This is a genomic window from Streptomyces sp. NPDC005151 (assembly GCF_053599875.1).
On sequence record NZ_JBSFYR010000006.1, the window covers coordinates 77,286 to 91,953 of the forward strand.

The window sequence follows — 14,668 nt, forward strand, 5'->3', positions numbered from 1 at the left end:
GCATGTCTGCTCTCCAGACCCTCGCCGCCACCAGCGTCGAAATCAAGGGCAACCTCGGCTCCATCGGTTACGGCCTCGCCGCGATCGGCCCCGGCGTCGGCGTCGGCATCATCTTCGGTAACGGCACCCAGGCGCTCGCCCGTCAGCCCGAGGCTGCCGGTCTCATCCGTGCCAACCAGATTCTCGGCTTCGCCTTCTGTGAGGCGCTCGCCCTGATCGGTCTGGTCATGCCGTTCGTCTACCCGACCTCCTGACCGGTCGCGAACAGCCCATTCGACGGAAGGCACTGACGTGAACCCTCTGGTTCAGCTCGCGGCGGAGAAACCGGAAAACCCGCTCATCCCGCCGATCCCTGAGCTCGTCATTGGCTTCATCGCCTTTGTCATCGTTTTCGGCTTCCTCGCCAAGAAGCTCCTCCCGAACATCAACAAGGTTCTGGAAGAGCGTCGCGAGGCCATCGAAGGCGGTATCGAAAAGGCCGATGCGGCCCAGACCGAGGCCCAGAGCGTGCTTGAGCAGTACAAGGCTCAGCTCGCCGAGGCGCGCCACGAAGCCGCGCGCCTGCGCCAGGAGGCGCAGGAGCAGGGCGTCGTGATCCTGCAGGAGATGCGGGCGGAAGGCCAGAGGCAACGCGAGGAGATCATCGCTGCCGGCCACGCCCAGATCGAGGCCGACCGCAAGGCTGCGGCCGCCGCGCTGCGTCAGGACGTGGGCAAGCTCGCCACCGACCTGGCCGGCAAGCTCGTCGGCGAGTCCCTCGAGGACCACGCCCGGCAGAGCGGCACCATCGACCGTTTCCTCGACGAGCTCGAGGCGAAGGCCGAGGCTGTCCGATGAACGGCGCGAGCCGCGAGGCACTGGCTGCCGCACGCGAGCGTCTCGACGCGCTGACCGACAGCACGTCGGTCGACGCGGCGAAGCTCGCCGAGGAGCTGGCCGCCGTCACGGCGCTGCTCCAGCGCGAGGTGTCACTGCGGCGGGTCCTGACCGACCCGTCGCAGGCCGGTGAGGCCAAGGCGGAACTGGCCGGACGGCTGCTGCGCGGTCAGGTGGGCGGCGAGACCGTCGACCTGATCTCGGGCATGGTCCGCTCCCGCTGGTCGCAGTCGCGCGACCTGGTCGACTCGGTCGAGGAACTGGCGAACATCGCAGACCTCACCGCCGCCCAGCGCAGCGGGGATCTCGACGACGTCGAGGACGAGCTCTTCCGGTTCGGCCGGATCGTCGCCTCCGACAAGGAGCTGCGCGCCGCGCTCACCAACCGGTCCGCGTCCACCGCCGCCAAGGGCGAGCTGCTGCGCAGCCTGCTCGGCGGCAAGGCGCGGCCCGCCACCGAGCGCCTCGTCGTGCGGCTTGTGACCCAGCCGCGTGGACGTAGCCTGGAAGCGGGACTCGAGTCCCTCTCCAAGCTTGCCGCGGAGCGCCGGGACCGCATGGTCGCCGTGGTCACGTCGGCAGTGCCGCTGAGCGATCAGCAGAAGCAGCGTCTAGGCGCCGCACTGGCGACGATCTACGGTCGGCCGATGCACCTGAATCTCGATATGGACCCGACGGTCCTCGGCGGGATCTCGGTGCGGGTCGGTGACGAGGTCATCAACGGCACCATCGCGGAGCGCCTCGACGAGGCGACCCGTCGCATGGCCGGCTGACACAGCGCAGCAACAGAACAAGCAAGACCAGCGGCCCGGTTGGGCCGTGCAGAAATTGCAGAAGATTCCTGGGGGTCGGCCCCCAGACCCCCTTAAGAAACTTCGGGCCCAACAAGGAGAGCAGGGAACCCAGATGGCGGAGCTCACGATCCGGCCGGAGGAGATCCGGGACGCGCTGGAGAACTTTGTCCAGTCGTACAAGCCGGACGCGGCCTCGCGCGAGGAGGTCGGTACGGTCAGCGCTGCCGGCGACGGCATTGCGAAGGTCGAGGGTCTTCCCTCGGCCATGGCGAACGAGCTGCTGAAGTTCGAGGACGGAACCCTCGGTCTCGCCCTCAACCTCGAGGAGCGCGAGATCGGTGCGATCGTTCTCGGCGAGTTCAGCGGAATCGAGGAGGGCCAGCCGGTGCAGCGCACCGGTGAGGTGCTCTCCGTCGGCGTCGGCGAGGGTTACCTCGGCCGCGTCGTCGACCCGCTCGGCAACCCGATCGACGGTCTCGGCGAGATCGCGACCGACAGCCGCCGCGCCCTCGAGCTGCAGGCCCCTGGCGTCATGGTCCGTAAGTCGGTGCACGAGCCGATGCAGACCGGCTACAAGGCCGTCGACGCCATGGTGCCGATCGGCCGCGGCCAGCGTCAGCTGATCATTGGTGACCGTCAGACCGGTAAGACCGCTCTGGCCGTCGACACGATCATCAACCAGCGCGACAACTGGCGCTCGGGCGACGTGAACAAGCAGGTGCGCTGCATCTACGTCGCCATCGGTCAGAAGGGCTCCACCATCGCCTCCGTGCGCGGTGCCCTGGAAGAGGCCGGCGCGCTCGAGTACACGACCATCGTCGCCGCCCCGGCGTCCGACCCGGCCGGCTTCAAGTACCTTGCGCCGTACACCGGTTCGGCCATCGGTCAGCACTGGATGTACCAGGGCAAGCACGTCCTGATCATCTTCGACGACCTCTCGAAGCAGGCCGACGCCTACCGCGCCGTGTCGCTTCTGCTGCGCCGTCCGCCGGGCCGTGAGGCCTACCCGGGCGACGTCTTCTACCTCCACTCGCGTCTGCTGGAGCGCTGCGCGAAGCTCTCCGACGAGATGGGCGCCGGTTCGATGACGGGCCTCCCGATCGTCGAGACCAAGGCGAACGACGTGTCGGCGTTCATCCCGACCAACGTCATCTCCATCACCGACGGTCAGTGCTTCCTGGAGTCCGACCTGTTCAACGCCGGCCAGCGTCCGGCCCTGAACGTCGGTATCTCGGTCTCCCGTGTCGGTGGCTCCGCCCAGCACAAGGCGATGCGCCAGGTCTCCGGCCGTCTGCGTGTCGACCTCGCCCAGTACCGCGAGCTGGAGGCGTTCGCCGCCTTCGGTTCCGACCTGGACGCGGCCTCGAAGGCGTCGCTGGAGCGCGGTAAGCGCATGGTCGAGCTGCTGAAGCAGCCGCAGTACTCCCCGTACCCGGTCGAGGAGCAGGTCGTCTCCATCTGGGCCGGCACCACCGGCAAGATGGACGACGTCCCGGTCGAGGACATCCGTCGCTTCGAGAGCGAGCTGCTGGAGTACCTGCGCCGTGAGCGCAAGGACCTCCTGACCAGCATTGCCGAGGGCGCCAAGATGTCCGACGACACGCTGCAGTCGGTCGCCGACGCGGTGGCCGCCTTCAAGCAGCAGTTCGAGACCTCGGACGGCAAGCTTCTGGGCGAGGGCTGATCGATGGGCGCTCAGCTTCGCGTTTACAAGCGCCGCATTCGCTCCGTCACCGCCACGAAGAAGATCACCAAGGCGATGGAGATGATCGCCGCTTCGCGCATCGTCAAGGCGCAGCGTCAGGTGGCGGCGTCGACGCCGTACGCGACCGAGCTCACCCGTGCGGTGACCGCGGTGGCGACCGGCTCCACCACCAAGCACCCGCTGACCACCGAGGCCGACGCACCGGCACGGGCCGCGATCCTGCTCATCACGAGCGACCGCGGTCTGGCCGGCGGTTACTCCTCCAACGCCATCAAGGCGGCGGAGCGACTGACCGAGCGCCTGCGCGGTGAGGGCAAGGAGGTCGTCACGTATGTGATCGGCCGCAAGGGTGTCGCCTACTACGGCTTCCGTGAGCGCAAGATCGCGGACTCGTGGACCGGCTTCACCGACAGCCCGACGTATGCGGATGCGAAGCGGGCTGCGGCCCCGCTGATCGAAGCGGTCACCCAGGAGACCGCCGAGGGCGGCGTGGACGAGCTGCACATCGTCTTCACCGAGTTCGTCTCGATGATGACGCAGAACCCGGTGGAGAGCCGGATGCTGCCGCTCAGCCTCGACACCACGAAGGAAGAAGAGGGCAAGGGCGAGCTCCTGCCGCTGTTCGACTTCGAGCCGTCGGCGGAGGACGTCCTCGACGCCCTGCTTCCGCGGTACGTCGAGAGCCGGATCTACAACGCGCTGCTGCAGGCCGCTGCTTCCGAGCACGCTGCCCGCCGTCGCGCGATGAAGTCGGCCACCGACAACGCCGGTGAGCTCATCAAGAGCCTCTCCCGGCTTGCCAACGCGGCCCGACAGGCCGAAATCACCCAGGAAATCAGCGAGATCGTCGGTGGTGCCAGTGCGCTGGCCGACGCGACCGCGGGGAGTGACAAGTAATGACGACCACAGTTGAGACGGCCGTTGCCACGGGCCGCGTCGCCCGGGTCATCGGCCCGGTCGTCGACGTGGAGTTCCCCGTCGACGCCATGCCGGAGATCTACAACGCGCTGACCGTCCAGGTGGCCGACCCGGCCGAGAACGGCAAGCTCAAGAAGCTGACGCTCGAGGTCGCCCAGCACCTCGGCGACGGCGTGGTCCGCGCGATCTCGATGCAGCCCACCGACGGTCTGGTCCGCCAGGCCCCGGTGACCGACACGGGCGCCGGTATCACGGTGCCAGTCGGCGAGATGACCAAGGGCAAGGTGTTCAACACCCTCGGTGAGATCCTGAACAAGCCCGAGGCCGAGGCCGAGGTCACCGAGCGCTGGCCGATCCACCGCAAGGCGCCCAGCTTCGACCAGCTCGAGTCGAAGACCGAGATGTTCGAGACCGGCGTCAAGGTCATCGACCTTCTCACCCCGTACGTCAAGGGTGGAAAGATCGGTCTGTTCGGTGGTGCCGGTGTCGGCAAGACCGTTCTGATCCAGGAAATGATCTACCGCGTGGCCAACAACCACGACGGTGTGTCGGTGTTCGCCGGTGTCGGCGAGCGCACCCGTGAGGGCAACGACCTCATCGAGGAAATGGCCGACTCGGGCGTCATCGACAAGACCGCCCTTGTCTTCGGTCAGATGGACGAGCCCCCGGGCACCCGTCTCCGTGTCGCGCTTGCCGGTCTGACCATGGCGGAGTACTTCCGCGATGTGCAGAAGCAGGACGTACTCTTCTTCATCGACAACATCTTCCGGTACACCCAGGCCGGCTCCGAGGTCTCCACGCTGCTCGGCCGTATGCCGTCCGCAGTGGGTTACCAGCCGAACCTGGCCGACGAGATGGGTCTGCTGCAGGAGCGCATCACGTCGACCCGCGGTCACTCGATCACCTCGATGCAGGCGATCTACGTCCCCGCGGACGACCTGACCGACCCGGCCCCGGCCACCACCTTCGCCCACCTCGACGCGACGACGGTTCTCTCCCGTCCGATCTCCGAGAAGGGCATCTACCCGGCCGTGGACCCGCTGGACTCCACGTCCCGGATCCTGGACCCGCGCTACATCGCGCAGGACCACTACGCGGTGGCCATGCGTGTCAAGGGGATCCTTCAGAAGTACAAGGACCTCCAGGACATCATCGCGATCCTCGGTATCGACGAGCTGGGCGAGGAGGACAAGCTCGTTGTCCACCGTGCCCGTCGTGTCGAGCGCTTCCTGTCGCAGAACACCCACGTCGCCAAGCAGTTCACCGGCGTGGACGGTTCGGACGTGCCGCTCGAGGAGTCGATCGCCGCGTTCAACTCGATCTGCGACGGTGAGTACGACCACTTCCCGGAGCAGGCGTTCTTCATGTGCGGTGGCATTGAGGACCTCAAGGCCAACGCCAAGGAGCTCGGCGTCTCCTGAGCCCATGGCTCACCGAGGGGGGCGGGTGCGTCCCGTCCCCCTCACCACGCCCCGTAGAATTGACCCAACACCCGGCTTCAACGGCCGGGTGGTGACCCGAGGAGCCACTCTTGGCTGCTGAGCTGCACGTCGAGCTGGTCGCCGCGGACCGCAGTGTCTGGTCCGGCGAGGCCACCCTGGTCGTCGCGCGTACCACGTCCGGCGACATCGGCGTCATGCCCGGTCACCAGCCGCTTCTCGGTGTGCTGGAGTCGGGCCCGGTGACGATCCGTACGAGCGAGGGCACAACCGTAGTCGCGGCTGTGCACGGCGGTTTCCTCTCGTTCGCGGACGACAAGCTTTCTCTGCTGGCGGAGATCGCCGAGCTGGCGGACGAGATCGACGTCGAGCGCGCCGAGCGTGCGCTGGAGCGTGCGAAGTCGGACACGGACGGCGCCGCCGAGCGTCGCGCCGATGTGCGAATCCGCGCGGTGGCGGTGCGTTAGGCACCCCGCCGAATGTCTTTACCCTCAGCCGCGGCCCGAGCTGGAACTCTCCAGACCGTGCCGCGGCTGAGGCGATGCAGGTGCAGTCCGGGTGGTATCCGTTACTCGACGATGCGAGGAGGTCGGTGGAGATGGTCCTCGCTTTGTGGGTGTGCGGCCTGGTCGTCGTACTGGTTGCGGTGGCTCTCTTCGTCTTCGGTCTGCGCCGGCGGCTGATCCAGCGCTCCGGTGGGACCTTCGACTGCAGCGTGCGGTGGAACGTGTCGGCCGAGCCCGATCTCTCGGGCAAGGGCTGGGTGTACGGCGTTGCGCGCTACAGCGGTGACCGTATCGACTGGTTCCGTGTCTTCTCGTACGCTCCCCGGCCCCGCCGGGTCCTTGAGCGTTCCGCGATCGAGGTGATCGACCGACGGCTGCCCGAGGGCGAGGAGGAGCTCGCGCTGCTCTCCGACGCCGTCGTGCTCGGCTGTCTCCACCGGGAGACGCGCCTGGAACTGGCGATGAGCGAGGACGCCCTGACCGGTTTCCTCGCCTGGCTGGAGGCGGCTCCGCCCGGCCAGCGAGTCAATGTTGCTTGAGACGGGCCTCGCTCGAAGGGGCCCCCGGGCGATGTCCGGGGCAGGGTGAACGTCACCCGACAGGCTCTGAGGCCCGTAACGGCAGGCGCGGCACGGACACCACGCACGACACGGACAGCAGCACAGCACAGCGAAAGCCGGGGAGACAGGGGGCGGACCTGTCTCCCCGGCCGCTTTCCGGGGTCGTGCGCTGATCCCGAAGGGGATCGTGGGGGTTACTTCAGGCCGCTGTTGATCGCGCTCACGAGCTCACCGTTGCTGGTGTCACCGCTGAACTCCCAGAAGAACGCGCCTCCCAGGCCCTGGCCCTTCGCCCAGGTCATCTTGGACGCGATGGTGGCCGGGGTGTCGTAGCTCCACCAGTTGGTGCCGCAGTGCGCGTACGCCGTACCGGCGATCGTGCCGGTGGCCGGGCAGCTGGTCTTGAGGACCTTGTAGTCCTCGATACCCGCCTCGTACGTACCGGAGGCCGCACCGGTGGCGGTGCCGCCGGGCGCGTCCTGGGTGACGCCGGTCCAGCCGCGGCCGTAGAAGCCGATGCCCAGCAGTAGCTTCGAGGCGGGGACGCCCTTGGCCTTCAGCTTGGTGATCGCGTCGGATGCGTTGAAGCCGGCCTGCGGGATGCCGCTGTACGAGGTGAGCGGGGAGTGCGTGGCCGTCGGGCCCTTGTCCGCCCACGCGCCGAAGAAGTCGTACGTCATCACGTTGTACCAGTTCAGGGACTGGGCGGCGCCGGCGTAGTCGGCTGCGTCGATCTTGCCGCCGTCCGAGCCGTCGGCGGTGATCGCGGCCGTCACCAGGTTGTTGCTGCCGAACTTCGAGCGCAGTGCGGTGGTGATGTTCTTCAGTGCGGCCGGGCCGCTGGTGTCACAGGTCAGACCGCAGGCGTTGGGGTACTCCCAGTCGATGTCGATGCCGTCGAACACATCGGCCCAACGGGGGTCCTCCACCAGGTCGTAGCAGGACTGGGCGAACGCGGCCGGGTTCTTCGCCGCCTCGCCGAAGCCGCCGGACCAGGTCCAGCCGCCGAAGGACCACAGGACCTTGATGTTCGGGTACTTCGCCTTGAGCTTGCGCAGCTGGTTGAAGCTGCCGCGCAGCGGCTGGTCCCAGGTGTCGGCGACGCCGTCGACGGACTTGTCGGCGGTGTACGCCATGTCGTAGTCGGCGTAGGCGTCACCGATCGCGCACTTGCCGCCGGTCACGTTGCCGAAGGCGTAGTTGATGTGCGTGATCTTCGCGGCGGAACCGGAGGTGTCCAGGTTCTTGACGTGGTAGTTCCGGCCGTAGACACCCCAGTCGGTGAAGTAGCCGAGGTTGACCTTGCCGCCGGTGCCCGGGTCGGGGTTGCCGCCACCGGTGGTGCGGACCTTGACCGCGCCGCTGGCCGGACCGGTCTGGTCGGCCGTGTCACGGGCCTGGACGGTGTACGAGTAGTCGGTGCCCGCGGTGAGACCGGTGTTGGTGTACGTCGTACCGGTGACCGTGGCGACCACGGCACCGTCGCGCAGCACGTCGTAGTTCTTGATGCCGTTGTCGTCGGTGGCCGCGGTCCAGCTCAGCTTCGCCGAGGTGTCGGTGATGGAGCTCGCCGTGGGGGTGCCGGGAGCGGAGGGTGCGTTGTCGCCGGGGACGCTGCCGCCGTCACAGGAGGCACCGTTCAGCTTGCAGCCGGTGGGGGCGCCGGGACCGGCGCCGTTGAAGCCGAAGCTGATGCTGGCGCCGGGGGCGACCGAACCGTTCCAGCCGGCGTTCTTGGCGGTCCAGTGGGTTCCGGAGTTGGTGACGGTGGCGTCCCAGGCGGACGTGACCGACGTGCCGGAGGGGAAGTCCCACTCGATGGTCCAGGAACTGAGCGCGGTGGTGCCGGTGTTCTTCACCGTCCACTGGCCCTCGAAGCCGGTGCCCCAGTCGGACTTCTTGAGGTACGTGGCAGTCGCGGAGGTGGCGGCCTGGGCCGGGGCGGCCAGTCCGACCATCGCGGCGAGGAGGAGCAGCAGCGCGATGAGGCCTGCCATCGCTCTCGTACGGGTGGTGGTGGCCGGGCCGAATCCGAATCCGGTTCGGCGTAGGGGGGTTTCGGTGCTCAACGGTGCTCCTCGGGTGAGGTCCGGAGAAACGGGGGGTAATCCGTGGACTGCAAACTCTGCGCCGCCCTGAGCCCGCCTTGTCATGGCGGGCTCACCGCAGTGTGCTCGGTGAGATTAGGAAGGTCTGGACCAACCGTCAAGAGGTCTGGACCATAGATCGGTTCTCAACCTCAGATGCCCAACTCCTGTGCCAGCACCGCTGCCTGGGCCCGGCTGCGCAGATCCAGCTTCCCCAGCAATCGGCTGACGTGCGTCTTCACCGTCGCCTCCGCCATCGAGAGCCGCACCGCGATCTCGGCGTTCGACAGCCCCTGGCCCAGGCAACCCAGTACCTCGCGCTCGCGTCGCGTCAGTGCGTCGAGGACCGCAGGATCGGGTGCGCCGGCCGCTCGCGCCGGGGCGGTCCCGGCGAACTCCGCGATCAGTCGGCGCGTCACGGCCGGGGCGATCACGCCCTCGCCGCGCGCCACCGTACGTACCGCATCGAGCAGTTCATGCGCCTCGGTGTTCTTCAGCAGAAAACCCGCAGCGCCCGCCCGCAGAGCCCCGAAGACGTACTCGTCCAGATCGAACGTCGTCAGCACCAGTACATCGGCCAGCCCCTCCGCCACCACCTGCCGCGTCGCCGACACCCCGTCCAGCCGGGGCATCGACACATCCATCAGCACCAGATCCGGGCGCAGTTCACGGGCCAGCCGCACCGCCGCCTCACCGTCCGGTGCCTCCCCGACCACCTCGACATCGGGCGCGCTGCGCAGAATCAGTACCAGCCCCGCCCGCACGGCCGACTGGTCCTCCACCACCAGTACCCGGATCGTCATCCCCTCACCGTCCTTTCCTTGACGGGCAGTTCGGCCCGCACCCGCCATATCCTCGGCCCGTCCCCGGTGGTGACGGGTCCCGCCGCGATCTCGCCGCCCAGCAGCGCGACCCGCTCCTGCATCCCGACGAGGCCTGTCCCCGACCCCGGTGCGCGCGGCCCCGGGCGGTCCCCGAGCACGCTCGTGACCTCCACCGTCAGCAGCTGTCCGGCCCGCCCGAGCCGCACCCCCACCGGGCCCGGCGCGGCATGCTTGAGCGCGTTCGTCAGCGACTCCTGGACGATCCGGTACGCGGCCAGCTCGACCGGCGTCGGCAGCGCCTCCTGCTCGCTGCGGGTGTCCTCAAGGGTGCAGGTCAGCCCGCTCGACGCGGCGACCGTGCGGGTCTGCTCGATCAGCGTGTCCAGGGCGGCCAGGGTCGGCGCGATGCTCGGTTCCGCCCCCTTGCTCCCGGTACGGAGCAGCCCGATCAGCCGTTGCATCTCGGCCAGCCCCTCGACGCTGTTCTGCCGTATGACGCCGAGCGCGTCCCGGGTTGTCGAGGGCTCGTCGATGGAGAGCGCCGCGGTGGAGTGGATGGCGATCGCGGAGAGATGGTTGGCGACCATGTCGTGCAGTTCACGGGCCATCCGGGCGCGTTCGGCGGTCACCGCCTGCGCCCGGTCCATCTCGGCCAGCAGCGCCGTCTGTTCGGCGCGTAGCCGGGCGGCCTCCGCGGCGTCCCGGTGGTTCCGCACGCTGACTCCGGTGATCGCGGGCCCGAACGAGACCAGGCCGGAGGCGATGCCGATGAGCAGCGCCTCGGGGCTGCGGAACCAGGCCAGGAACCCGATCGTGACCGCGACCGTGATGAGGAACGTGGTCACCGGGATACGGCGGGCGGCGGCCGGGGACCCGTACATCACCGCCGCGTACACCAGGTCCGTGAACATCAGCACGGTCGCCAGGTTCCCCGGCGTCAACTGATCGGCCATCAGCGTGAGCGTGCCGATGACCAGCGCCGTCTGGGGCGCCGATCTGCGCAGCAGCTCCAGCGACGACATCACCGCGAGCGGCGGCAGGGTGGACCACAGGGAGTCGAGGAGCCGGCCGGTCTGCATGGCCAGACCGACGGCCGTCAGGGACACACCGCTGAACAGCCCGATGACCGCGATGAGTACGTCGTGGCGGTGCGGGCGGGCAGGAAGGAGCACCTCCCCATCCAACACGGCCGTCGCGCAGCGGGCCTCCCTACCCGGGGCGATACGCGACTACATCGAAGGATGCAGTCGCGGCTCGTCACTGGCGACGATGAAGCGCGCAGGTGGAGCCAGCAGGATGGAGGGGACCGGGAGGAGAAGTGCCGTGATCGTCACGCTGATCGTGCTCTGCGAGATCGCTTTCTGGGTGCTGCTGGCTGCGGGCCTCGCGATGCGGTACCTGGCGAAGAAGCCGAGGCTCGGGGCCGCACTGCTGCTGTGCGAGCCGCTGCTGGAGCTCGCGCTGCTGGTGGTGACGGCCATCGACCTGAAGAACGGCGCCGAGCCGGACTGGAAGCACGGACTGGCGGCGGTGTACATCGGCTTCACCGTCGGACTCGGCCACTCGACCATCACGTGGGTCGACGCCCGCGTCGCCCACCGGTTCGCAGGCGGCCCGCCGCCGGTGAAACCGCCGAAGTACGGGATGCCGAGGGCGGTCCACGAGTGGCGGGTCGCGGGGCGGTGGGTGCTCGCGGCGGTGACCGCGCTGGCGCTGCTGGAAGGGGCGATCCGGTACGTGGGCGGGGACGGGGACGTGGGGTCGCTGCGGTCCTGGCAGCAGACGATGCTCTTCGTGATCGGGATCAACCTGATCATCGCCGTGAGCTACACGGTGTTCCCGAAGCGGGCGAAGGCGGAGCGGTAGAGGGGCGGTCCCGTCCGGCCGACGTTGTCCTCGAACGCCGGACGGGACGACCGGACGGGACGAAGGGACCCCGTCCTACCGCTCCCCGCCCGGTACCCACAGCACGTCGCCGACTTCCTTGTTCGCCGTCCTCGCGAGGATGAACAGGAGGTCGGAGAGGCGGTTGAGGTACGTCGCGGTCAGCGCGTTCATCACCTCGCCGTGTACCTCCAGCGCCGCCCAGGTGGACCGCTCGGCCCGCCGTACCACCGTGCACGCCTGGTGCAGCAGCGCCGCCCCCGGCGTACCGCCCGGCAGGATGAAGGACCGCAGTTTCTCCAGCTGCTCCAGGAAGTGGTCGCAGTCCGCCTCCAGCCGGTCGACGTAGTGCTGCTCGACCCGCAGCGGGGGGTACTTCGGCTCCTCGACGACCGGCGTCGACAGATCCGCACCCACGTCGAACAGGTCGTTCTGCACACGGACGAGGACCTTCACGACCTCCTCCGGCAGCTGCCCGAGCGCGATCGCCGTACCGATGACCGCATTGGCCTCATTGGTGTCGGCGTACGCCGAGATCCGCAGATCGGTCTTGGCGGTGCGGCTCATGTCGCCGAGGGCGGTCGTGCCCTGGTCGCCGGTACGGGTGTAGATGCGCGTCAGATTGACCATGCGGCCGAGCCTAGTGCCCCTCCCGGCAAGCTCTGCCCCGTCGCGCCGCGGATCGAGGGGTTGACGGCTGCTTGGCTGGGAGCATGCACGAGGTCGTTTTAGCTCGATCGTGTGACGGTCGGTTGATGGGCTTGCGGTGGGCCGGGAAGACCGCGCTAGCCTGACTGGGCGAGCTGGGACACCGGGTGCGGTGCCGGCGTGCGGGGCCCTTGCTCCACCAGCGAGATGGTTCAGGGCCTCCCCGTCGCCACTGACCGCACCCATCAGGCCAGGTCGTGAGGGACTCCGCCCTTCCGGGACCGGACCACGGACAGGATCCGTGTCGCCGCCCTGAGGTGAAAGCGGACGACCAGTGCGCCCAAGACCGTTCGGGGCGCGCCAGTGCGCGGACTCACTTCCGCTCACTGCCAAGGAACGGTAGGAGCGCTTCATGCGGGTCGTCCACGACGCCGACAGCCTCAAGGCCCGCCTCTGGTACATCCAGCAGGACGCGCTCGTCCACCTGGAGACGACCCTGCGCGAGGAGGCAGGCGCCGGTTCCGGCGACCCGCTGCCCCTGCTGGTGGCCGGTCAGCTCTCCTGGGTCCACTCCACCCTGCTCGGCCACATCGGCCGCGAGATGGTCGCCGGCCGCAAGCCCGCCGAGGTGTCCCGCGAAGCCCTCGTCCTCCTCGACGAGATGGAGGACGTGCTCGGGGACAAGGTGCTCAACTACGCGCGACGCGCTGCCGGATGATGCGTCCCGGTGTGATGTCCGTCATGTGAGACGTGACGCGCATCTCTTCGCCGCCCCAGCGCGCCTCACGGGTACTAATCTCCGCCGGAGAGCATGTGAACAACCGTTAAGAATCCGTCCGGACCGTCGTCGCGGACGACGGCCGTCGGGGCCGAACGCAAAGGGGTGCGAACGTGGCCAGGAAGCTCGCTGTCATCGGGGCCGGACTCATGGGGTCCGGTATCGCGCAGGTCTCCGCCCAGGCGGGCTGGGACGTCGTGCTGCGCGATGTCACCGACGCGGCCCTGACCCGTGGCCGCGACGGCATCAAGGCCTCGTACGACAAGTTCGTCTCCAAGGGGAAGCTGGAGGCGGCCGACGCCGACGCCGCGCTGGCCCGCATCACCATGACCACCGATCTCGACGCCGTCGCCGACGCGGACGTCGTCGTCGAGGCCGTCTTCGAGAAGCTCGAGGTCAAGCACGAGATCTTCCGGGCCCTCGACAAGATCGTGCGGGACGACGCCGTCCTCGCCTCCAACACCTCCGCCATCCCGATCACCAAGATCGCGGCTGTCACGGAGCGCCCGGAGCGCGTCGTCGGCGTGCACTTCTTCTCACCGGTCCCGATGATGCAGCTCTGCGAGCTCGTACGCGGCTACAAGACCAGCGACGAAGCCCTCGCCACCGCGCGTGAGTTCGCCGAGTCCGTCGGCAAGACCTGCATCGTGGTCAACCGTGACGTCGCCGGCTTCGTCACCACCCGTCTGATCTCGGCGCTCGTCGTCGAGGCCGCCAAGCTGTACGAGTCGGGTGTTGCCTCGGCCGAGGACATCGACATCGCCTGCAAGCTGGGCTTCGGTCACGCCATGGGCCCCCTCGCGACGGCGGACCTGACCGGCGTCGACATCCTGCTGCACGCCACGTCCAACATCTACACAGAGTCGCAGGACGAGAAGTTCGCGGCACCGGAGCTGATGCGCCGGATGGTCGATGCAGGTGACATCGGCCGCAAGAGCGGGCAGGGCTTCTACACCTACTGATCGCTTTCGGCCCCCGGGTGCCTGATCTGCCGTCGATCAGGCCCGGGGGAGCCGGGGGGAGGCTCCCGGCTGCGGTGGACCTTCAGCGGGCCGATGTCACTCCACGGAGTGAATTCGGTATCGGTTCGCTTACAGACGGCAACTTCCCTGTGGCCGGCACAGTCTGTTGTGGCAGAGACGGAGCAGGGGCAGGAACAGACAGACGGACCGTCCATGGAGTATTCCCGGGGAGCGCATATGCACATCAGGGGCGACCACACCGAGCTGGTCGTCGGGGGCCGCCTCGACGTCCGGAGCGCGGCGGACGCCCGTACGGTCCTGCACTCCGCCCTCGACGACGGAGTCGGCGACCTGGTGCTCGACCTGACCGAGCTGGACTCCTGGGACGCCACCGGACTGGGCGTCATCATGGGCGCACACCGGAGGGCCGGGCGGGCCGGGCGGCGGCTGGTGCTCCGCGGAGTGCCGCCGCAGATGCAGCGCCTGCTGGTGGCGACCCGACTGCACCGCATTCTGGCCATCGAGGGTGGAATCGCCGCAGACTCCCTGCCACGGGTGTAAGACCGGCCGGCAATTGGGGGGCGGCGTCACGGGGCTGGGGCACGCACCTCGCGGCGTTGTCGTCCATCACCATGGCTCCGCCATGGCTCAATCCTCCGCCTTGCGATGCACGCACCCCAGCCCCGC

15 protein-coding genes and 1 pseudogene are annotated in these 14,668 nt (G+C 68.5%); 12 read left to right on the forward strand and 4 right to left on the reverse strand.

All coding sequences use genetic code 11. The features are described from left to right. Positions 1 to 2: 2 nt before the first annotated feature. The 8 genes from ACWD6R_RS05560 to ACWD6R_RS05595 all read left to right on the forward strand — a co-directional run bounded on the left by ACWD6R_RS05560 (position 3) and on the right by ACWD6R_RS05595 (position 6,777). Complete coding sequence (locus ACWD6R_RS05560) at positions 3 to 254, forward strand: ATP synthase subunit c family protein (protein ID WP_037689279.1); 252 nt, start codon at positions 3 to 5, stop codon at positions 252 to 254. 37 nt (positions 255 to 291) lie between these two features. After that, positions 292 to 837, forward strand: coding sequence for a F0F1 ATP synthase subunit B (locus ACWD6R_RS05565; protein WP_451817531.1), 546 nt, complete (start codon positions 292 to 294; stop codon positions 835 to 837). Then, positions 834 to 1,649 (forward strand): F0F1 ATP synthase subunit delta, encoded by an 816-nt coding sequence (locus tag ACWD6R_RS05570; protein WP_451817532.1) that lies wholly within the window; start codon positions 834 to 836, stop codon positions 1,647 to 1,649. The genes ACWD6R_RS05565 and ACWD6R_RS05570 overlap by 4 nt, the downstream gene beginning before the upstream one ends. A 133-nt stretch (positions 1,650 to 1,782) precedes the next feature. Then, positions 1,783 to 3,354, forward strand: coding sequence for a F0F1 ATP synthase subunit alpha (gene atpA, locus ACWD6R_RS05575; RefSeq protein WP_451817533.1), 1,572 nt, complete (start codon positions 1,783 to 1,785; stop codon positions 3,352 to 3,354). A gap of 3 nt (positions 3,355 to 3,357) precedes the next feature. Further along, positions 3,358 to 4,272 (forward strand): F0F1 ATP synthase subunit gamma, encoded by a 915-nt coding sequence (locus tag ACWD6R_RS05580; RefSeq protein WP_451817534.1) that lies wholly within the window; start codon positions 3,358 to 3,360, stop codon positions 4,270 to 4,272. Further along, on the forward strand, positions 4,272 to 5,714 hold the full coding sequence (atpD, locus tag ACWD6R_RS05585; protein WP_451817535.1) for a F0F1 ATP synthase subunit beta: 1,443 nt from the start codon (positions 4,272 to 4,274) through the stop codon (positions 5,712 to 5,714). Before ACWD6R_RS05580 ends, atpD begins: the two co-directional genes overlap by 1 nt. Before the next feature lie 110 nt (positions 5,715 to 5,824). Beyond that, a complete protein-coding gene (locus ACWD6R_RS05590) occupies positions 5,825 to 6,199 on the forward strand; it encodes a F0F1 ATP synthase subunit epsilon (protein WP_451817536.1) in 375 nt (124 codons plus the stop codon). 131 nt (positions 6,200 to 6,330) lie between these two features. Beyond that, the gene (locus ACWD6R_RS05595; RefSeq protein ID WP_451817537.1) at positions 6,331 to 6,777 is read left to right on the forward strand and encodes a DUF2550 domain-containing protein; all 447 of its coding nucleotides are present in this window, start codon (positions 6,331 to 6,333) and stop codon (positions 6,775 to 6,777) included. Positions 6,778 to 6,992: 215 nt separating this feature from the next. Here the strand turns inward: ACWD6R_RS05595 and ACWD6R_RS05600 are convergent, their stop codons facing one another. The 3 genes from ACWD6R_RS05600 to ACWD6R_RS05610 all read right to left on the reverse strand — a co-directional run bounded on the left by ACWD6R_RS05600 (position 6,993) and on the right by ACWD6R_RS05610 (position 10,881). Continuing rightward, on the reverse strand, positions 6,993 to 8,867 hold the full coding sequence (locus ACWD6R_RS05600) for a glycosyl hydrolase family 18 protein (protein ID WP_451817538.1): 1,875 nt from the start codon (positions 8,865 to 8,867) through the stop codon (positions 6,993 to 6,995). A gap of 170 nt (positions 8,868 to 9,037) precedes the next feature. Further along, entirely contained in the window at positions 9,038 to 9,688 is a 651-nt protein-coding gene (locus tag ACWD6R_RS05605) for a response regulator (RefSeq protein ID WP_451817539.1), read from the reverse strand. Then, entirely contained in the window at positions 9,685 to 10,881 is a 1,197-nt protein-coding gene (locus ACWD6R_RS05610) for a sensor histidine kinase (RefSeq protein WP_451817540.1), read from the reverse strand. The genes ACWD6R_RS05605 and ACWD6R_RS05610 overlap by 4 nt, the downstream gene beginning before the upstream one ends. A 151-nt stretch (positions 10,882 to 11,032) precedes the next feature. Between ACWD6R_RS05610 and ACWD6R_RS05615 the strand changes: the two genes are divergently transcribed. Further along, a complete protein-coding gene (locus tag ACWD6R_RS05615) occupies positions 11,033 to 11,575 on the forward strand; it encodes a hypothetical protein (protein ID WP_451817541.1) in 543 nt (180 codons plus the stop codon). Between the two features lie 75 nt (positions 11,576 to 11,650). On the opposite strand, the gene ACWD6R_RS05620 is transcribed toward ACWD6R_RS05615, so the two are convergent. Next, a complete protein-coding gene (locus ACWD6R_RS05620) occupies positions 11,651 to 12,223 on the reverse strand; it encodes a cob(I)yrinic acid a,c-diamide adenosyltransferase (protein WP_266981430.1) in 573 nt (190 codons plus the stop codon). A gap of 421 nt (positions 12,224 to 12,644) precedes the next feature. Here ACWD6R_RS05620 and ACWD6R_RS05625 point away from each other — a divergent pair. The 3 genes and pseudogenes from ACWD6R_RS05625 to ACWD6R_RS05635 all read left to right on the forward strand — a co-directional run. Next, a pseudogene (locus ACWD6R_RS05625) lies at positions 12,645 to 12,959 on the forward strand (TetR/AcrR family transcriptional regulator); the annotation flags it as partial. Positions 12,960 to 13,132: 173 nt separating this feature from the next. Then, the gene (locus tag ACWD6R_RS05630) at positions 13,133 to 13,981 is read left to right on the forward strand and encodes a 3-hydroxyacyl-CoA dehydrogenase family protein (protein ID WP_451817542.1); all 849 of its coding nucleotides are present in this window, start codon (positions 13,133 to 13,135) and stop codon (positions 13,979 to 13,981) included. 237 nt (positions 13,982 to 14,218) lie between these two features. Beyond that, positions 14,219 to 14,542, forward strand: a complete 324-nt coding sequence (locus ACWD6R_RS05635; protein WP_266981423.1) for an STAS domain-containing protein — start codon at positions 14,219 to 14,221, stop codon at positions 14,540 to 14,542. Positions 14,543 to 14,668: the final 126 nt, after the last annotated feature.